General features: G+C 65.8%; 15 protein-coding genes. 8 read left to right on the top strand and 7 right to left on the bottom strand.

The window, feature by feature from the left end; genetic code table 11:
- Nucleotides 1-80 precede the first annotated feature (80 nt).
- The 3 genes from AC5RWA_RS16885 (at nt 81) to AC5RWA_RS16895 (ending at nt 4,349) form a co-directional block, all read left to right on the top strand.
- Entirely contained in the window at nt 81-1,544 is a 1,464-nt protein-coding gene (locus AC5RWA_RS16885) for an arabinose isomerase (RefSeq protein WP_494058421.1), read from the top strand.
- 157 nt (nt 1,545-1,701) lie between these two features.
- Nucleotides 1,702-2,577: a PRC and DUF2382 domain-containing protein gene (locus tag AC5RWA_RS16890; RefSeq protein ID WP_494058422.1), complete on the top strand. Its 876-nt coding sequence runs from the start codon at nt 1,702-1,704 to the stop codon at nt 2,575-2,577.
- A gap of 455 nt (nt 2,578-3,032) precedes the next feature.
- Nucleotides 3,033-4,349 (top strand): cell division protein PerM, encoded by a 1,317-nt coding sequence (locus AC5RWA_RS16895; RefSeq protein ID WP_494058440.1) that lies wholly within the window; start codon nt 3,033-3,035, stop codon nt 4,347-4,349.
- Between the two features lie 24 nt (nt 4,350-4,373).
- Here AC5RWA_RS16895 and AC5RWA_RS16900 read toward each other — a convergent pair whose 3' ends face one another.
- Nucleotides 4,374-4,805 carry a hypothetical protein gene (locus AC5RWA_RS16900; protein WP_494058423.1) on the bottom strand — a complete coding sequence of 144 codons (432 nt, stop codon included), beginning with the start codon at nt 4,803-4,805 and terminating at the stop codon, nt 4,374-4,376.
- A gap of 39 nt (nt 4,806-4,844) precedes the next feature.
- Here AC5RWA_RS16900 and purN point away from each other — a divergent pair, with 39 nt between their 5' ends.
- Together purN and AC5RWA_RS16910 are read left to right on the top strand one after the other, a co-directional pair.
- On the top strand, nt 4,845-5,417 hold the full coding sequence (gene purN, locus AC5RWA_RS16905) for a phosphoribosylglycinamide formyltransferase (protein WP_494058424.1): 573 nt from the start codon (nt 4,845-4,847) through the stop codon (nt 5,415-5,417).
- 132 nt (nt 5,418-5,549) lie between these two features.
- Nucleotides 5,550-6,488, top strand: a complete 939-nt coding sequence (locus AC5RWA_RS16910) for a putative endonuclease domain-containing protein (protein WP_494058425.1) — start codon at nt 5,550-5,552, stop codon at nt 6,486-6,488.
- A 62-nt stretch (nt 6,489-6,550) separates the two neighbouring features.
- Here AC5RWA_RS16910 and AC5RWA_RS16915 read toward each other — a convergent pair whose 3' ends face one another.
- On the bottom strand, nt 6,551-7,903 hold the full coding sequence (locus AC5RWA_RS16915; protein WP_115524423.1) for an MFS transporter: 1,353 nt from the start codon (nt 7,901-7,903) through the stop codon (nt 6,551-6,553).
- 142 nt (nt 7,904-8,045) lie between these two features.
- Between AC5RWA_RS16915 and purH the strand changes: the two genes are divergently transcribed.
- Nucleotides 8,046-9,731: a bifunctional phosphoribosylaminoimidazolecarboxamide formyltransferase/IMP cyclohydrolase gene (gene purH, locus AC5RWA_RS16920; protein ID WP_494058426.1), complete on the top strand. Its 1,686-nt coding sequence runs from the start codon at nt 8,046-8,048 to the stop codon at nt 9,729-9,731.
- A 306-nt stretch (nt 9,732-10,037) separates the two neighbouring features.
- Here the strand turns inward: purH and AC5RWA_RS16925 are convergent, their stop codons facing one another.
- A complete protein-coding gene (locus tag AC5RWA_RS16925) occupies nt 10,038-10,988 on the bottom strand; it encodes a trypsin-like serine peptidase (RefSeq protein WP_494058427.1) in 951 nt (316 codons plus the stop codon).
- A gap of 332 nt (nt 10,989-11,320) precedes the next feature.
- Here AC5RWA_RS16925 and AC5RWA_RS16930 point away from each other — a divergent pair, with 332 nt between their 5' ends.
- Nucleotides 11,321-13,540 carry an NADP-dependent isocitrate dehydrogenase gene (locus tag AC5RWA_RS16930; RefSeq protein ID WP_494058428.1) on the top strand — a complete coding sequence of 740 codons (2,220 nt, stop codon included), beginning with the start codon at nt 11,321-11,323 and terminating at the stop codon, nt 13,538-13,540.
- Nucleotides 13,541-13,685: 145 nt separating this feature from the next.
- Here the strand turns inward: AC5RWA_RS16930 and AC5RWA_RS16935 are convergent, their stop codons facing one another.
- Nucleotides 13,686-14,609, bottom strand: a complete 924-nt coding sequence (locus AC5RWA_RS16935) for an EamA family transporter (RefSeq protein ID WP_494058429.1) — start codon at nt 14,607-14,609, stop codon at nt 13,686-13,688.
- A gap of 83 nt (nt 14,610-14,692) precedes the next feature.
- Here AC5RWA_RS16935 and AC5RWA_RS16940 point away from each other — a divergent pair, with 83 nt between their 5' ends.
- The gene (locus AC5RWA_RS16940; protein WP_494058430.1) at nt 14,693-15,592 is read left to right on the top strand and encodes a LysR family transcriptional regulator; all 900 of its coding nucleotides are present in this window, start codon (nt 14,693-14,695) and stop codon (nt 15,590-15,592) included.
- A gap of 49 nt (nt 15,593-15,641) precedes the next feature.
- On the opposite strand, the gene AC5RWA_RS16945 is transcribed toward AC5RWA_RS16940, so the two are convergent.
- From AC5RWA_RS16945 to AC5RWA_RS16955, 3 genes are all read right to left on the bottom strand, one after another.
- Entirely contained in the window at nt 15,642-16,151 is a 510-nt protein-coding gene (locus tag AC5RWA_RS16945) for an FIMAH domain-containing protein (RefSeq protein WP_494058431.1), read from the bottom strand.
- Nucleotides 16,148-17,371: a serine/threonine-protein kinase gene (locus AC5RWA_RS16950; RefSeq protein ID WP_494058432.1), complete on the bottom strand. Its 1,224-nt coding sequence runs from the start codon at nt 17,369-17,371 to the stop codon at nt 16,148-16,150. The genes AC5RWA_RS16945 and AC5RWA_RS16950 overlap by 4 nt, the downstream gene beginning before the upstream one ends.
- 287 nt (nt 17,372-17,658) lie before the next feature.
- The coding region (locus AC5RWA_RS16955) for a hypothetical protein (RefSeq protein WP_494058433.1) at nt 17,659-18,555 on the bottom strand (897 nt) is incomplete at its 5' end.

The raw sequence follows: 18,555 nt of genomic DNA on the forward strand, positions 1-18,555 counted from the left end.
GCCGGCCGGCCCGGAATGGACCCCTGCGGCTGCATCGACTGTATTTCCGCTGAACATTCCGAGCCGGAAGGCCGTGCACGTTGGCAGCTACGAACCGCTCAGCAGAGTTATTGAAGCCGCACCGGCGCCGGCCCACCCGGATCGGGCTGGTCTCCGGGGGACTGGGAGCCTACTGGCCGCAGTTCCCCGGGCTCCTGCCGCAACTGCAGGAATCGGCCCGGTACGTCACCGGCAGGCTGAGGGAACTGGACGCCGACGTGGTCGACGCCGGCTTTATCTCCGACGCGCCCGAAGCCGCCAGGGCAGGGGAAAAGCTGAGGGTGGCCGACTGCGACCTGATTGTCATCTTCCTGGCCACCTACCTCACCTCCTCCATGGTCCTTCCCATCGCCCAGCGCGCAGGCACCCCGGTGCTGGTCATCGATCTCCAGCCGACGGAGGCAATGGACCACGCGAATTTCGGCACCGGACAATGGCTTGCCTATTGCGGACAGTGCCCGGTGCCCGAGGTCGCCAACGTGTTCCGCCGCGCCGGGATCGAATTCCGCTCCGTCTCGGGGCACCTGAAACAGGAAGCAGCCTGGGACCGGATCAACCAGTGGGTGCACGCCGCCGGTGTCCGTGCGCGGCTCCGGAATGCCCGGCACGGCCTGATGGGGCACCTCTACCCGGGCATGCTGGACGTCTCCACGGACCTGACGGGCGTGTCAACCACGTTCGGTTCACACGTGGAAGTCCTGGAATTTGATGACCTGCGCGAACGGGTGAACGCGGTGACTGATGAGGAAGTCTCGGAGCGCCTTGACCTGGCCCGGAGCCTGTTTGTGCTCGATGAGTCCGTCAACGACGACGATTTCGCCTGGGGTGCCAGGGTTTCTGTTGGGCTGGACCGGCTGGTGGAGGACTTTGACCTGGACTCCGTGGCCTACTACCACCGCGGGCTGGCCGGGGAGCAGCACGAGCGGCTGGGTGCGGGCATGATCCTGGGCTCCTCCATCCTCACGGCCCGCGGAATCCCGATGGCGGGGGAGTACGAGCTCCGGACCTCGATCGCCATGCTGGCAGCGCAAGCCATCGGAGCCGGCGGTTCGTTCACCGAGATCCAGGCGCTCAACTTCTTTGACGGGGTGGTGGAGATGGGGCACGACGGCCCGGCACACCTGGCCGTCTCCGCCAGGGAGCCTCTCCTGCGCGGGCTGGGCACCTACCACGGCAAGCGCGGCTGGGGCGTTTCGGTCGAATTCGACGTCCGGCAGGGCCCGGTCACCACCTTTGGCCTCGGCCAGGACCCGGACGGCACCTACGTCTTCGTCACCTCGGAAGGCGAAGTAGTCCCGGGACCGCTCCTGGAAATCGGAAACACCACCTCCCGGGTACATTTCGGCGGCGACCCGGGACTCTGGGTTGACCGGTGGAGCCAGACCGGTATAGGCCATCACTGGGCCCTCTGCCTGGGCCACCGGGCCGCTGATTTCGGCGCCGCTGCCTCGCTTCTCGGCATTGAGCACAGGCATGTTTCCCTGCAATCGGAGAAAATTTACTAAGTAGGCTTTCCTTTTGATGCTAAGCATGCTTAGGGTGTAGGGGCAGCGAACATAAAGCCTCAAGCAGCCGGGGCAGAGGCCGTGTGCCGGGGACTCCCCGGCGCCGGTCAACTCCATTGCTGCCGACCCAGTGCACCGACACATCCAAGGAGACGTCATGCTCAACAGGGAAAACATTGAAGACCTGCTCAACAGGAACGGCAACGTCGTCGGCTCAGATGGCGAGAAGATCGGCTCCATCGGTCAGCTCTACGCCGACGACGACACCGGCGAGCCCACATGGGTCACCGTCAAGACGGGACTTTTCGGCACCTCCCAGTCCTTCGTTCCCGTGGAAGGCGCGCACAGCCAGGGCGACGACCTGGTGGTTCCGTACACCAAGGAACACGTCAAGGACGCGCCGCGGGTAGACGTGGACGGCCACCTCACCCCTGAGGAAGAGGACCGCCTCTACACCTACTACGACCGCGGAGCCCGTACCTACTCGGATGCCCGGGAAGATGTGGATCTGCAGGGCGACGCCGACCTCAACGCCGGCACCCCCACCACGGGTATTGACCGCGATCGTGACCTCGATCGTGACACGACCTCCCGCGGAGCCGTGGGCCACGACACGTCCGGGCCCAACACTGACGACGCGATGACCCGTTCCGAGGAACGGCTGCACGTCGGCACCGAACGCGAGGCCACCGGCCGGGTCCGGCTGCGCAAGTACGTCACCACGGAGAACGTCACCAAGACCGTGCCCGTGCAGCGCGAAGAGGTCCGCCTGGAGCGCGAACCCATCACCGACGCCAACCGCGGCGCAGCGATGTCCGGACCGGACATCAGCGAAGAGGAGCACGAGGTGACCCTCCACGAGGAACGCCCCGTGGTGCAGAAGGAAGCCGTTCCGGTGGAGCGGGTCCGCCTCGACAAGGACGTGGTCCAGGACGACGTCACGGTCAACGAGGAAGTCCGCAAGGAACGCATTGAGGCGGACGGTGTCGACGACGACCGGCGGCGCGGCATCGACGATGACCGCCGGATCTGACCCAGTACTGAATGGTGTCCTGATGCGCTGACAGCGGAAGCCGCAGACGGACCGGTGGCCAGCCGCCGCCCAGAGCAGACAACGCCGGGAGCTACTTGGAGGCTCCCGGCGTTGCTGTGCGTGCAGACATTAAAAACGCTGGTGCAGCCGTGCCGAAGCGGCGACTGCACCAGCCAGTAGGACGAATATCTTCAGAACTTATTGTTCATCTCTCATTCGCGGCTCCTGTTTCCCGGCTTACGGATTCCGGGCCCCTTGCCGGCCCTGCTCTCCGCTGAGGGGCCAGCCACAATCCCGATGCACCCATTGCAGGTGCCGGCGCTTACAGTAAGTCCAATTTTACGGCGGACCTTTCAAAAAAGCTCCGCGACAGTTGGCCTTAAGTGAGTTTCGAGACGGGCGCGGAGCCTGTCGCTTCCGGGCAGGCCGGTCCGGGCGTGACACCATGGAACACGATGAAACTGCGCGCTGATCAGACCGGAGACCGTGGCCTTCCCATGCCCCTATGGCTGCAGGGTGCCCTCGAAACGGCCCAGGCAGCGTTCATTTCCGCCCTGGTGGTGATGGTTCCGATCATTGCCGTCTGGGCCACCGCCGGCTTCCAGAACGCGCAGTTCGACGTCCTCGCGCGGCTGGCCGGCCAGTCCTGGCTGCTCGTTCACGGGGTGCCGTTGGAGCTCACCGCCGCAGGATCCGGCGCAGCCGCCCAGGCGGGCGGTAAATTCCTGACGCTCATACCGCTGGGCCTGACACTGATCCCGTTCCTCCTGGCCTGGCGCGCCGGACGGCGTCTGGCGCGCGCCTCGTATACTGACCAGCTCTGGCAAGCCCTGCTGGGATCGTGGGTGGTGTATGCAGCCTTTGGCGCGGCCACCGGTTTCGTCTGCCGCACCGCCGACGTCGCGATCAACCTGGGATACGCCCTGCTGGTTCCCCTGGTTCCCTACGCCCTGGGAATGGTGGTTGGTGCCCGCCGCGAGGCCGGGTCCTGGAGCCGGCTCATCGGCGTCGACGCCGTGGACTGGATTTCGCGGACCAGCCAGCACTCACGCTGGGCGGGCTCCTACCTTGCGTCGGCGGCGAAGGCAGGTTTTGTGGCCATTGTGTCTGCCCTTGCGCTTGCCTCGGCGCTGCTGGCGGTGGACCTGTTCATCCACTGGAACCTTGTGGTTGCCGTTTATGAAGCGCTCGACGCCGGCGCTGTCGGAGGTGCCGCCCTCACCGTTGCACAGCTCGGCTACCTGCCCAACCTGGTGGTTTTCGCCCTCGCCTGGATATCGGGCTCAGGCTTTGCCGTGGGCGTCGGTTCCCAGGTGGGTCCGCTGGGCACCGCCGTCGGGCCGCTGCCCTCCATTCCCGTGCTGGCGGCGATCCCCAGCGGGCCGCTGGACTACGCATTCGTTGCCCTGGTGGTCCCCGTGCTGGCCGGTGTTTTGGCCGGCTGGTGGTTCCTGCGCGAAGGCGAGAACCACTTCGACGAATGGCTGTCCATCAAAATCCGGGCACGCTGGTTCACGGCAACGGCATCCACCCTGGTGCTGGGGGCGCTGACAGGACTGGCCGCGGGACTGCTGACCGTAGCGCTCGCGTGGCTGGCCGGGGGCTCGGCCGGGATTGGACGCCTGACGGCCATTGGTCCTGACCCCTTCTGGACGGGAGTCTGGGTGGCGGCGGAGGTGGGTGCCGGCGTCGTTATCGGTTACGCGGCCGGCCCATGGCTGGAGCGCGAGCGGGCTGTCAACGTAGAGGACGCGGCGGACCTGGTCCGCTAAATTGCCGGGCTTTTCCCTGCTGTCCTACGGGAGCTGGGTGGGCAGTGAACGTTCCAGCTGCACCCGGCATGCGGACTGGGCCTGGTCCGTGAGGGCCCGGCCAACGCATTCCTGGTAGGTGCGCACTTCGTCGAAGAACACCGCCGTCACCACAATCAGCAGCACCAGGATCGCGGAGACCACCAAGCCCGAGATGGTGCCGATGAGGACCAGCCTGGACTCCTTCAAGCGTGCCGAGCGGACCAGCAGGAGTACGCCCAAGACCAGGCTGGCGACGGTGAGGATGGTTGTCAGCCAGAGGTAGTTGACGTCGAGCTGGTAGACGAAGAACGCGCCAAGCACCGAAACGACGAACATCCGGAACAGGGTGTGGGTCCGGGCGAGCGCGGCTTTCGCTGCATCGCTGAGCGGAGGTTTGGTCCGCTGCTGCTGCGCCGGTTCCGGGGTGCTGTTCATGTTTTCCAGCCTACGCGAGCGTGCCCATAAGCTAGACCAATGCGCATCGTAGTCCTCGTTTCCGGAACCGGGTCCAACCTCCAGGCAGTCATCGACGCGGTCAGGGCAGGGGAGCTCGACGTCGAGATCGCTGCCGTGGGCGCGGACCGCGAGGGGACGTACGGCGTCGAGCGTTCCTCCGAAGCCGGGCTGGAGACGTTCGTGGTCAACTTCAACTCGTTCCCCACCCGGGACGAATGGGATGCCGCGCTTACCGCCCGGGTGGCCTCCTACGCCCCGGACGTGGTGGTCTCCTCGGGGTTTATGCGGATCGTCAGCGCAGACTTCATCGACACCTTCCACGGCCGGTACCTCAACACCCACCCGGCGTTGCTCCCCGCCTTCCCGGGAGCCCACGGCGTGCGGGATGCCATGGCGTATGGGGTGAAGGTCACAGGCTGCACGGTGCACTGGGCCGACGCCGGTGTGGACACCGGTCCCATCATCGCCCAGGAGGCCGTCACCATCGAGGACGGCGACACCGAGGAAACCCTCCACGAACGCATCAAGGTGGTGGAACGCCGGCTGCTGGTATCCACCCTGGCAAACCTCGCCGCCGCCTCTGCCTCCTAGCCTCCCAACTAGGTAGCGCTAACTGCCGTTTTGACCCCTCAAAACGGCAGTTAGCGCTACCTAGTTGAGCAGACGGGGGCCTACCTGTGGATAACCGCCGTAGCGTTGGCTCTCGGCTGTAACGATGGGTTCATGAAGGTTCCAGCCCCTCTTCCCGAACCCTTGGCTTCGCTTCCTTTCACTCTGCAGGAAGCGGCCGACGCCGGCATCAGCCAGCGCAGGCTCCGTCACCACGGGCTGCAGCGGCCCAGCCGCGGAGTCCGGGTGCCGGAGGCCACCGATAGCCCTGACCTTGGGCCACACATCCGCCCGTACACCCTGGTGACGGAGTTCGCGGCCGCCTCCCACGCCTCCGCATTCCTGTTGTGGGAGTTTCCTGGATACATGCCGGGAACAGACGTCCCGCTGCTCCACGTCTCCCGCCCTGACTCCGTGGCGATCATGCGCCGGCCCGGCGTGAAGGGGCATCGCGGCCAGTTCTTTGCGGATGAAATCACCACGCTGCACGGGCTGCTGATCACCACGCGGGCCAGGACATGGCTCGACTGCTCCCGGTTGATGAGCATCAACGAGCTGACAGTTGTGGCTGACCACCTCCTGCGTATCCCGCGGCCGGACTTGGAGGGCCGCTCGGACCCCTTCGCAACCCTTGAGGTTTTGGAGGACATGCTGGACCGGCACAAAGGCACGCCGGGCATCAGGAAAGCCCGGCTCGCTCTGGAGCAGGCAAAAGTCGGCTCGGACTCTGCGCCCGAAACGCGTCTGCGGCTTGCCATAAGGGACAGCGGACTGCCCGAACCGGAACTGAACGTACCTACCGCCTTGAGGACCGGCGTCGTACGCCAACCTGACATGAGCTACCCGCAACAGAAGGTGGCTGTGGAGTACGACGGTGAGGTGCACTCGGACCCCGGCCGAATCGTGCGGGACATAACCCGCGAGGAGGACTACTGCCGCGCAGGCTGGTTGCTGGTCCGCATCTCAAAGCTGCATATGGAAAACGATGCGCGGACGGCCGTGGGCAAGGTGCGGCAGGCCCTACTTTCCCGGGGCTGGTACCCAACTAGGTAGCGCGAAGTGTCGTAATGGGGCTCCAAAACGACAGTTGGCGCTACCTAGTTGGGGGAACGCGGCTACTCGAGGCGGCGCTGTTTGGTTTCGGGGGAGAAGAACGCCATCCACAGGACCGCCAGCAGGACCAGTCCGCCGGCCAGGGCGAAGGACGTGGCCAGGCCCAGTTCCGGCCAGAAGTAGTTCGCGAAGATGAGCGGGCCGAATCCTGCACCCAGCCGCGAGAAGGTGGACGCCCAGCCGAAGCCGGTGCCCCGCAGCTCCGTGGGGTAGAGCTCGGACACATAGGCGTAGAGCACCGGGATGGCCACCTGGACCACGAAGCCGAACACCAGCAGCCAGAACACCGCTGCCGTGGGGATGTCCACCACGAAGGCGACGATCACCAGGGTCAGCGCGGACAGGGGACCGGTGATGGCCAGGATCCATTTGCGGCCCACCCGTTCCACCAGGAGGGCGGCCACGATCACGCCGAGCAGTCCGACGGCCGCCATGGACGCGGTGGTGACGAATGCCTTGTACTCGGCGAACCCGGCGCCGATCAGGATGCGCGGCATCCACGTCAGTGACAGGTAGTAGACCAGCAGGATGCTGAAGAACAGGGCCCAGGCCGCGGCCGTGATCTTCCAGTTGAACTGCCACACGGAACGCAACTGGGTCCAGGCGCTGCCGGCCGAAAGGCGCGGCACGTCCTGAGCGTCGGGCAGGCTGTACGCGCGGGCTTCCGCTCCGGTGGCGGCCACCAGGCCGTCAATCACCTTGGCCGCTTCCTCGCGCCGGCCCTTGCGGATCAGGAACAGTGGAGACTCCGGCACGCTGCGCCGGACCCAGAACACCAGCAGTGCGGGCAGCACCATCACCAGCATGGTCAGCCGCCAGTCGCCGTACAGGGCAACCAGGCCGGCGGAGACGAAACCCGCCAACGCCGCGCCAATGGGCCACCAGCCGTCCATGGCAGTGAGAACCTTGCCGCGTTGCTTCCGGGGCGTGAATTCGCCCACCAGCGCATAGTCCACCGGGATGCACCCGCCCAGGCCGAAGCCGGCCATGAACCGGAACACGCAGAACCACATGAAGTCGGGGGAGAAGGCCCCGAAGACGGTGAAGAGGGAAAATATCAGCAGCGTGGCGGTGAACGCCTTTTTGCGTCCGATGGTGTCGGCGATGGTTCCCCAGACGAAGGCGCCGAGGGCCATCCCGATGAGGTTGGACGTGCCCACCCACGCCACCTCGCCCGGAGTCAACGCCCAGTGGGTGGAGAGCAGCGGGATGAGGATGCCGTTCAGCGTCACATCCCAGGCATCGAACATAAAGCCCAGTCCGCCGATCAGAAAGATCCTGCCCTGGACTTTCCATCGCCAGGGCAGTTCCTGGACCACCTGTTCGCCGCTCGGCACAGTGGTGTAAGTATTCATCGGAGCCTCCTGTGAAAAACTCTAGCCCCGCCCACCGGCGTTCACACTCCGGCTGACACGCGGGGCAACCTGCGCTTCGCGATAAACTGGGCCTATCCCCACCAACCGCGGCACTGTTCCGCGAGATAAGACGGAGACATTTGTGAGCTTCACGCAGCATGAGCGCGTATCCATTGACCGTGTTCCCATCCGCCGGGCGCTGATCTCGGTTTACGACAAGACCGGTCTGGAGGAGCTCGCCCAGGGCCTGCACTCAGCTGGGGTCAAGCTGGTGTCCACCGGCTCCACGGCCAAGAAGATCGCCGCCGCCGGCATCCCCGTCCAGGAGGTCGAGGAAGTCACCGGTTCGCCGGAGATGCTGGACGGCCGCGTCAAGACCCTGCATCCGCGGGTCCACGGCGGCATCCTGGCCGACCGCCGCGTGGCGGCGCACATGGAAACGCTCACCAGCATGGAGATTGAACCCTTCGACCTGGTGGTGGTGAACCTCTACCCGTTCGTTGAGACTGTGAAGTCCGGCGCCGCGCAGGACGACGTGGTGGAACAGATCGACATTGGAGGCCCCGCCATGGTGCGGTCGGCCGCGAAGAACCACGCCGCCGTCGCCATTGTGGTGGACCCCTCCTTCTACGCCCAGGTAGTGGAAGCGGCCGCAGCAGGCGGCTTCGACCTGAAGACCCGCCGCCGCCTCGCGGCAAAAGCCTTCGCGCACACGGCGTCCTACGACAATGCCGTGGCCACCTGGACTGCCAGCCAGTTCCTTGATGAGGACGGCGACGGCGTCATCGACTGGCCTGCCTACGCCGGCGTTTCGCTCGAGCGCTCGGAGGTCCTGCGCTACGGCGAGAACCCGCACCAGCAGGCCGCACTGTACGTGGACAAGGCTGCGCCGGTGGGCATCGCCCAGGCTGACCAGCTGCACGGCAAGGCCATGAGCTACAACAACTTCGTGGACGCCGACGCCGCACTCCGGGCCGCCTACGACTTCAATGAACCTGCAGTGGCCATCATCAAGCACGCCAACCCCTGTGGCGTAGCGGTAGGGTCCGCGGACGCCGCCGACCCCATCGCCGACGCACACGCCAAGGCGCACGCGTGCGATCCTGTCTCTGCCTTCGGCGGCGTCATCGCAGCCAACCGCACCGTGACCGCCGGGATGGCGAACACTGTCAAGGACATCTTCACCGAGGTGGTCATCGCGCCCGGCTTCGAGCCGGAAGCCGTGGAGGTCCTCTCGAAGAAGAAGAACATCCGACTGCTCGCGCTCCCCGAGGGCTACGGCCGCTACCCGGCCGAAATGCGCCAGGTCTCCGGCGGCATGCTGGTCCAGGTCAGCGACAAGGTGGACGCCGACGGCGACAACCCCGCCAACTGGACCCTCGCCGCAGGTGAAGCCGCTGACGAAAAGACCCTTGCGGACCTGGCCTTCGCCTGGACCGCCTGCCGCGCAGCAAAGTCCAACGCCATCCTCCTCGCCGCTGACGGTGCCGCCGTCGGCATCGGCATGGGCCAGGTCAACCGCCTGGATTCCTGCCGCCTTGCCGTGGAGCGGGCCAACACGCTCGGCGTGAAGGTGGAGTCCGACGTCGAAGGGGCAGGCGGTGCCTCCAACACCGATGCGAGCGGTGCACCGCAGCGGGCCCGCGGCGCCGTTGCTGCCTCCGACGCCTTCTTCCCGTTCGCTGACGGCCTGCAGATCCTCATCGACGCCGGTGTCCGCGCCGTAGTGCAGCCCGGCGGTTCCGTGCGGGACGAGGAAGTGATCGCGGCAGCGAACGCCGCCGGCGTGACGATGTACTTCACCGGCTCCCGCCACTTCTTCCACTAGTCCCCACCGATCTGGCCCCATCGATTGCTCCGTAACGGTCGTTTTCGCTTCCGGAAAGGGCCGGTATGGAGCAGTCGATGGGAGCATACGACGACGGCGCCTATCCCCGCGAAGGGGACAGGCGCCGTCGTCGTGTGGAGGGTTAGCCCTGGCCGGATGCGTGCCTAGGCTTCACCTTCCGGCGGCAGACGGATCTCCCGGGGCTCGGCTTCCGCCATCCGCTGCTCCGTCCAGTACTCGAGGATCTCCTCGTGAGTCTGGGCTACATCTATACGGCTGACCGGCTCCGGATCCGGTTGACCGTTCCTAGGAGATTTGCGCAAGGTTGTAGGTCGCCTCGATTTCGAGGCCCCAATACGGGCCGTACATGACCTTGGAACCGCTGTAGCCGTAGCTGTTGATGCTGTTCTGGACGCCGTCAGGTCCTGCGCCGATAAACCAAGGTCCGCCGGATGCGCCCCCGTTCATGTTGCAGGGAATGCCCTGTGTATTGAACTTATTGGTGGTGTCTGGGGTGGCTGTGCCTTCGCAGCTCTGGAGCGTCAGGCCGTTGAACTGCTTATCAGCGGGGTAGCCGTAGGACGTGTAGAAAAGGCCCCGGGGCTGGTTGAACGCAACCTCGGAACCGCCTACTACGTCGGTGAGGAATCTGCCGGTTTCGTCCGTGTTCATCACCGCAAATGCCGTGTCGAAGGAGATGTTGCCGCTGGTGCTCCACTCAATGGGTGTGTAGAGGTTACGGGCCGTCCACGTGCCATACGGAGTCGCGCCGTTGTCGTAGGCAGGGACAAAGGCGAAGTTCTCGGCCTCCTGGCCCGGCCCGCCAACGGCGCAGTGGCCTGCGGTGGCGACTGTACTCCGGTTGATGGACTGGACGGCATTGCCGGAGCAGACGTAGTTGTAGTCGCCCATGGTGAAGAAGATCTTGCCTACGTGGCTCACGATCTGTGGTTCACCCTTGCCGCTGCCCTTAGTGGCGGCGGGTTTGCCCTTCTCCACCGTTGGGGCCTTTGAGCGGTTGCCGCGTTCCAGCGCTTTGCCAGCCAGGACGTCACCGGGAATGGCACTCTTCATTTTGTCGGCGGTCCAATAGTCGGCTGCCCCGCGGCCTTCGACCGCGATGCTGGCGACCGACGGATCCTTCTTGTCTTCCGAGGCGGCCGGCGCGGCGGTGGCTCCGCCGGCTGCGCCAAGTACCAGAGCGGCCGCTGCTGAGAGGCTCAAAAGGCCGGTGGCCAAGGACCTGGTGCGTGTCATTGTTGTCCTGTCTTGAACGAGGTGTCGGCCCCGGGGTGGGCCGGAATATGCCGTAGCGAATTTATCGTCATTTGACAAGTATGTAAATAGTAGTGACGTATCATGTAGGGCCTCCTGCGAGTGTCCCTCGGCTCTTGACCAGGAACGCGCGACGGCGGCGGCACAGCCGGGTGCGTGCCGCCGTCGTCCGTTCTCCAGCGCTGTAATCCTGCTCACCGGCAGGGTAATCCAAGGGCGCCGGTAGGGTTCAACGCGGCGTCCTCGGGTAAGTTGTAGATGGTGAAATAGACCGGATTTCATAACCAAGCCGACCTTCAGGGAGACGCCCGCGCATGTCCAAGATTATCTACACCCACACCGACGAAGCGCCGATGCTGGCTACCTATTCGTTCCTGCCCATCATCGAGGCGTTCGCTTCGACTGCAGGTGTGGAGGTGGAGACCCGCGACATCTCGCTCGCCGGCCGCATCATCGCCGTGTTCGGTGACTACCTCACCCCGGAGCAGCAGATCGGTGACGCCCTTGCTGAGCTGGGTGAACTGGCGAAGACGCCGGAAGCCAACATCATCAAGCTGCCCAACATCAGCGCCTCCATCCCGCAGCTGAAGGCCGCCATTGCAGAGCTGCAGGGCCAGGGCTACGCGCTGCCGGACTACCCGGACAACCCCTCCTCGGACGAGGAAACGGCCATCCGCTCCCGCTACGACAAGATCAAGGGCTCCGCCGTGAACCCGGTCCTGCGCGAGGGCAACTCGGACCGCCGCGCACCGCTGTCCGTCAAGAACTACGCACGCCAGAACCCGCACTCCATGGGCGCCTGGACCGCGGACTCCAAGACCAACGTGGCCACCATGGGCAAGGACGACTTCCGCTCCAACGAGAAGTCCGTGGTCATTGAGTCCGAGGGCACCATCGCCATCCAGCTGGTCCGCGAGGACGGCTCCGTGAAGGTCCTGAAGAAGGCGTTCCCCGTCCTGGCCGGCGAGGTCATCGACGGCACCGTCATGCGCGCCGCCGCCCTGGACGAGTTCCTGCAGGCACAGGTGGCCCGTGCCAAGGAAGAGGGCGTGCTGTTCTCCGCACACCTGAAGGCCACCATGATGAAGGTTTCGGACCCCATCATCTTCGGCCACGTGGTCAAGGCCTACTTCTCCGAGCTCTTCGAGACCTACGGCAAGCAGCTCGCCGCCGCCGGCATCAGCCCCAACAACGGCCTGGCCGCCATCCTCAGCAGCCTGGAGGACCTTCCCGAGGACGTCCGCGACGGCGTGCAGAACCTCATCAAGAAGGGCCTCGAAGAAGGCCCCGCCCTGGCCATGGTGGACTCGGACAAGGGCATCACCACCCTGAACGTCCCCTCCGACGTCATCGTGGACGCCTCCATGCCCGCAATGATCCGCTCCTCCGGCCACATGTGGGGCCCGGACGGCAAGGAAGCAGACACCCTGGCGGTCCTGCCGGACAGCTCCTACGCCGGCATCTACCAGGTGGTCATCGATGACTGCCGCGCCAACGGCGCCTACGACCCCACCACCATGGGCACCGTCCCGAACGTCGGCCTGATGGCCCAGGCCGCCGAAGAATACGGCAGCCACGACAAGACCTTCGAGATCCAGGAACCGGGCACGGTGCAGATCGTGGACGGCGAAGGCAACGTGCTGATCGAACACCAGGTATCCGTCGGCGACATCTGGCGCGCCTGCCAGACCAAGGACCTCCCCATCCGCGACTGGGTCAAGCTGGCCGTCACTCGCGCCCGCGCCTCCCAGACCCCCGCCGTGTTCTGGCTGGACGAGGAGCGCGCCCACGACGCCAACCTCATCGCCAAGGTCAACGAGTACCTCAAGGAGCACGACACCGAGGGCCTGGACATTCAGATCATGTCCCCGGTCAAGGCCATCGCGTTCACCCTCGAGCGGATCCGCAAGGGCGAGGACACCATCTCCGTGTCCGGCAACGTCCTCCGCGACTACCTTACGGACCTGTTCCCCATCCTGGAACTGGGCACCAGCGCCAAGATGCTTTCCGTTGTTCCGCTGATGAACGGCGGCGGACTCTTCGAAACCGGCGCCGGCGGTTCCGCCCCGAAGCACGTCCAGCAGCTGCTCAAGGAAAACCACCTGCGCTGGGACAGCCTGGGCGAGTTCCTGGCACTGGCCGTCAGCTTCGAGCACCTGGCCACCACCGCGGGCAACGCCCGCGCCCAGGTCCTGGCCGACACGCTGGACCGCGCCACCGGTACGTTCCTGCTGGAGAACAAGTCCCCGAGCCGCCGTGCCGGCGAGCTCGACAACCGCGGCAGCCACTACTTCTTGGCCCGCTACTGGGCAGAGGAACTGGCCAAGCAGACGGACGACGCCGACCTGGCCGCCGCGTTCAGCTCCGTCGCCGACGAGCTTTCTTCCAAGGAGGAAACCATCGTGGGCGAGCTGGCTGAGGTCCAGGGCTCCCCGGTGGACATCGGAGGCTACTACCACCCGGACGACGCCAAGGCTTCGGCCGTGATGCGCCCGTCGGCCACGTTGAACAAGGTCATTGCGACCCTCAGCTAGGTGATCCGCTGCTGCGGCAGTTGAGCATTAAAAGAGGCGGTGCGCCGGTTTACCCGGGGCACCGCCTCTTTTGGGTTTTTAGGGAATAGCCTGTTGTGGGAACGTCTGGTGACAGGTCCGTCTTGTTGGCGCATCCGTCCTGTTGTCAGGAACGGACGGCAGGCGCCTCCGCCGCCTGCGGGCCGCCGTCGTGCTGTCCTGCGGGAGCCGTCGCCCGCTGCCGGCCGGCCTGAAGCGTCACCCCAATGCCTGCCGCCACAACCAATACGATGCCCAGGACGGCGCTAAGGCCGGGAACCTGGCCCAGGACGGCGAACCCGATCACCACTGCGATGGCCGGTTCCAGGCTCATCAGCGTCCCGAAAGCCGAAGCCTTCAGGCGGCGCAGGGCCAGCAGCTCGAGGCTGAAGGGGATCACCGGCATCAGCAGGGCCAGGCCTACTCCGGCGAGCAGCAGCTGCCAGTCGAGGTGTGCGAAGACCGGCGGTCCCGCCACCACCGTAGTGGCAGCCGCGGCAACGGGTATGGACACTGCCAGCGCCTGCAGGCCGTTCACCTCGTCACCGGCACGCTGCGTCAGGAGGATGTAGGCGGCCCAGCAGGCCGCAGCACCCAATGCCAGGAGAACCCCGACAGGATCGATGCCACCGTGCCATGGCTCGGTCAGGGCTGCCACTCCGGCTGCTGCCACCAGGGCCCACCACCGTCCTGCGCGACGCCCCCGGATGACGGCGACCGACAAGGGGCCCAGGAACTCCAAGGCTGCTGCCGTGCCCAGCGGAATACGCATGGCAGCGGCCATGAACATCAGGGTCATGGCGGCGGTGGCGAGGCCCAGGAGGATGCATGTCGCCAGGCCGGTCCGGCTGATCCGCGACCGCCAGGGACGGGTGAAGGCGACCAGAATGACGGCGGCCCAGGCAAGGCGCAGCCAGGAGACTCCTTCGGGGCCAAGTTTGTCCGTGAGACCCACTGACGCGGCAAGGCCAAGCTGGACGCAGCACATGGCAGCCCCCGCCATTGCTGTCCCGCTCCGTACGCGGTTGCCGTGGTGTTGAGAAAATTCCATGCGTTCAGTAGACCGTCCCCGCACTGTCCTCGTCCACGTGATATTCGTTCACAAATTGTTCACGAATTATGGACAATGGACGGATGGAAACCCGCCGCCTGGAAGTCCTGCTGGAACTCGCCCGCCAAGGCTCGATGCGGAACGTCGCAGATGCCCTCCAGACCACCACGTCCACCGTGTCGCAGCAGATCGCGGCCCTTGCCCGGGAGACCGGCACGCCCCTCCTGGAACCGGTTGGACGCGGAGTCCGCCTAACACCGGCTGGCCGGCGCCTGGCTGATCATGCGGTGACCATCCTCGCCGCCGTGGACGCCGCCACGGCGGAGCTGGATCCTGAAGCCGAGCCCGCGGGCACGGTCCGGGTGGCCGGTTTCGCCACCGCAATCCGGTTGGTCCTCATGCCCGTTGTGCGGGAGCTTGCGGTGAGCCATCCGGAGGTGAAAATCGAAGTTCGGGAACACGAGCCTGCCGAAGCCCTTGCCCTGCTTGGCTCCGACGCCGTGGACCTCGCCCTGACATACGACTACAACCTGGCGCCGGACGGCAGCGGCAAGGCCTTTGACTCCCTCTCGTTGTGGAGCACGCCGTGGAGCCTCGGTGTTCCTGAAGGCGCGCCACTGCAAGGTGGCAGTGCAACTGACATTTTCCTCGACTTTCGGGACTGGGACTGGATAGGCAACTCGCGCAACCAGGCGGATGAGCAGGTCCTGCGGCTCATCTCATCGATGGCCGGTTTTGAACCCCGGATGCGGCATCAGGCGGACAGCCTGGACCTCGTTGAGGACCTGATCCTCGCGGGAATGGGAATCGGCCTCCTGCCGGCGGACTGGAAGCCGCGCAGCGGCATCACCCTCGTACGGTTGGCCGAACCCGACGTGGTGGTGCGCGCCTATGCCCGTACCCGGCGGGGCAACAACAGATGGCCGGCCCTCGCCGCTGTCCTCAACCACATTGAACGGAAGGCGGGGAACCTGCCCGGGTGAAGCGTGCCGCGGAAGGGGGGCCGCCGTCGTCCGTTCTGTTTCCGCGGGCTTAGTCGCTGCCCTTGCCCTTGCCGCCCTTTTTGTCATCCCTGTCCGGCTCAGGTTCCGGTTCCGCTTCAGGTTCCGGTACAGGTGACGGGGCCGGTGTTTCAACAGGAGCTGCGGCGGCTGCGGCGGCCGCCGCAGCCTGATCGGCCACTGCTTTGTCAGCCGCGGCCTTGTCAGCCGCTGCCTGCGCGACGGCAACCGCATCGCCCAAGTCCGCACGCACGGCCGTGGCAATGGTAGTGATGCTGCGGCGCCGGTCTTCGGAAATCTGGCCCTTCGCCTGGGCAGCCTGAAGCTCCGCCTCAAGTCCCTCAAGGGCTTTCAACGCGCCGCCGGGATCGTTTTGCGAGGATGCCTGGGTCACCTCGAGGACGCGGGCCTGGAGCTGCCTGGCGGCGTCACGCTGGAGGCCCGAATCATTGATGCCGCAGCCGCTCAGCAGTCCTGCTGCCAGCAAGGTGGCCGACCATCCGAGGACCAAACGGCCGGCGCCTCCTTGCTTCAGCCTCACGGCTCCACACTCTTCTGAAGTTCCTCCAGATGTTCGCCCAGGACCCCGGTCACCGTTGGGTAAGGCACGACGTCGGCGGGAGACTGCGCGGATATTGTCATCATCACCGCTGCCACCGCCGCCGCAACCGCGACGAGGCCGAGGACCACAGCAAGCCAGAACCGTTTGGTCCGGGTTTGCGGGTGCGCCTGTGCGGCAGCTGGAGTCGGCGCAGCCCCCTGCACGTTCTCTGCCCGGGCGGGGTCACTTGAGGATGCCGCTGCCTCGCGCAGCTCGTCCACCGATTCCTCCGCCGTGATGGAGGGAGGGTGGAACGGCATAGCGGGAAGCACGCGGGTGGTCTCAGGCGCCAGTTCCCCGGGAGTCGACGCGGGCGACACCAGGGCCTGCCGCAGCGCGGTCTCTATGTCTGCGGCGGCAGGACGCTCCATGGGTTCGAGGGCAGTCATGGAGCGGAGCAGATCAGCCCATTCGGCGGGGACCTCATCCGGAATCTCGGGTGCGCGGTGCAGCCGGGCCACCGCGGACTCCACCGCGCCTCCGGGGTATTCAACAACGCCCTTGATGCACTCCAGGAGCACGAGCCCCAGTGAGTAGATGTCGGTTGCGGGGGAGAGGGGCTGGCCCATCGCCTGCTCGGGGCTGAGGTAGGCAGCGGTGCCCACCATGGTTCCCGTGGCCGTGAGCCGGGTTGCATCCACGATGCGGGCTATGCCGAAGTCTGTCAGCTTTGGGCGCAGCGGCTCTCCGGGACGGATCTGGACCAGCAGGATGTTGGCAGGCTTGATGTCACGGTGGATGATGCCCAGTCCGTGGACATAGGCCAGTGCATCGGCGATGCCGGCGCCGATGACAGCGAGCTCCTCAAGGGGAACAGTGCTGTGCCGGATCCGGGTCCGAAGGTCCTGCCCCTCCACCAGTTCCATGGTGAGAAATGGCCGTGGCTCGTCCGGGATGCGTGTGTCGATGCCCGCGTCGAAAAGGGTAACCAGGCCCGGATGGTTCAGCGTGGCCAGAAGCTGGATTTCGGCTTCCTGGCGCTTCAATTCCTCCGCATCAGGGGCCTGCGGTGCGAAGAGTTTGAGGGCTACATCGCGGCCCAGGTTTTCGTCCCTGGCGCAGTAGACCGAGGACATCCCGCCGCGCCCAATGACCTCACCCAGCCGGTAACGTCCGCCAACAACTTCATTCGTGATGGAGCTCGGCGATTCCGCCACCATGACCCGTTCCTCCCGGTGCGCTGCGGCACTGTCGTACTCAAATTATACGGGCGGGGAGGCACTACTCGCGATTGGCGGCGCTGGATGGGGGGATGGCACGCCAGCGGTCCGGCGGCGAGTTTGAATCATTTCGCCACCGGACCACCGGTTGCAAGGACATGTGTGCTGAGGACATGTTTTGCGTGTAATATCGCGTTTCTTCGGGCGGACCTCCTTCCCCTCAGCCTGCAGGGTGCAGCCGCTTCAGGCGCATGGTGCAGGCGCGGGCAGATGCCTTTCAGATGTGGCTAGGACACCTTGCGCTTGCGCAGCATCAGGAGTCCGGCCACCAGGATCAGCAGGGCGAGCGGGATCAGCGAGGTGTCCACACCCGTGTTGGCCAGCGCCGTGGCGCCCTGGGCCGGAGTGCTGCGGGGGGCAGCGTCGGCAGCAATGGCGCCACCAACTGCGGTGGACCCGGCAGGTGCTACCGAGATGCTGCCGGTACCCGCGGTGCCGGTGCCCGTGGTGCCGGTACCGTTTCCGGTGCCGTTCCCGTTCTCGGTGTCGTTGGTGTCGGTCCCGTTTCCGGTACCGGTACCCGGGGTGCTGGTGCCGGGATCAACGGTGCCCACGCCTCCGGTGTTGCCGTCGACCGGATCGGTACCCGGGGTTTCAGTGCCGGGGTTGTCGGTTCCCGGGGTTTCCGTCCCGGTGCCGTTGTCGCCGCCGACCAGGCCGAGGCCAAGGTCTGCGCCCAGGTCCACACCGAGATCGAGACCGCCGTTGCCGCCGGTGCTGCCATCGGTGCCGTTGGTGGTGGTGCCGCCGAGGTTGAGGTCGAGGGCTGCGTCTACGGCGGTGTCGAGTCCGTTGGTGTTGCCGTTGGTGGTGGTGCCGCCGAGGTTGAGGTCGAGGGCTGCGTCTACGGCGGTGTCGAGTCCGTTGGTGTTGCCGTCAGTGGTGGTGCCGCCCAGGTTGAGATCAACTGCTGCATCAACGGCGGTGTCGAGTCCGTCCGTGGTGGTGCCACCGAGATTGAGGTCAACCGCGGCGTCTACAGCAGCCCCAAGTCCATCGCTAGCTCCTTCGGCTCCTGTAACAGAGTCGAGGTCCGCGACGGCGTCTGCTGCGATGGTGAGGTCGGTTGCGGGTGCTTCCGTTGTGGGGGTGCCGGTGTTGCCGAGTCCGAGGTCGACGGTGGC

The sequence above is a fragment of the Arthrobacter sp. 210 2 genome, from assembly GCF_059093025.1.

Coding starts and splice junctions, on each gene's coding strand:
- AC5RWA_RS16930 (WP_494058428.1), top strand. CDS start 11,321: ATGTCCAAGATTATCTACACCCACACCGACGAAGCGCCGATGCTGGCT.
- AC5RWA_RS16950 (WP_494058432.1), bottom strand. CDS start 17,371: ATGGTGGCGGAATCGCCGAGCTCCATCACGAATGAAGTTGTTGGCGGA.
- AC5RWA_RS16935 (WP_494058429.1), bottom strand. CDS start 14,609: ATGGAATTTTCTCAACACCACGGCAACCGCGTACGGAGCGGGACAGCA.
- AC5RWA_RS16900 (WP_494058423.1), bottom strand. CDS start 4,805: ATGAACAGCACCCCGGAACCGGCGCAGCAGCAGCGGACCAAACCTCCG.
- AC5RWA_RS16915 (WP_115524423.1), bottom strand. CDS start 7,903: ATGAATACTTACACCACTGTGCCGAGCGGCGAACAGGTGGTCCAGGAA.
- AC5RWA_RS16890 (WP_494058422.1), top strand. CDS start 1,702: ATGCTCAACAGGGAAAACATTGAAGACCTGCTCAACAGGAACGGCAAC.
- AC5RWA_RS16925 (WP_494058427.1), bottom strand. CDS start 10,988: ATGACACGCACCAGGTCCTTGGCCACCGGCCTTTTGAGCCTCTCAGCA.
- AC5RWA_RS16895 (WP_494058440.1), top strand. CDS start 3,033: ATGAAACTGCGCGCTGATCAGACCGGAGACCGTGGCCTTCCCATGCCC.
- AC5RWA_RS16940 (WP_494058430.1), top strand. CDS start 14,693: ATGGAAACCCGCCGCCTGGAAGTCCTGCTGGAACTCGCCCGCCAAGGC.
- AC5RWA_RS16910 (WP_494058425.1), top strand. CDS start 5,550: ATGAAGGTTCCAGCCCCTCTTCCCGAACCCTTGGCTTCGCTTCCTTTC.
- purN (WP_494058424.1), top strand. CDS start 4,845: ATGCGCATCGTAGTCCTCGTTTCCGGAACCGGGTCCAACCTCCAGGCA.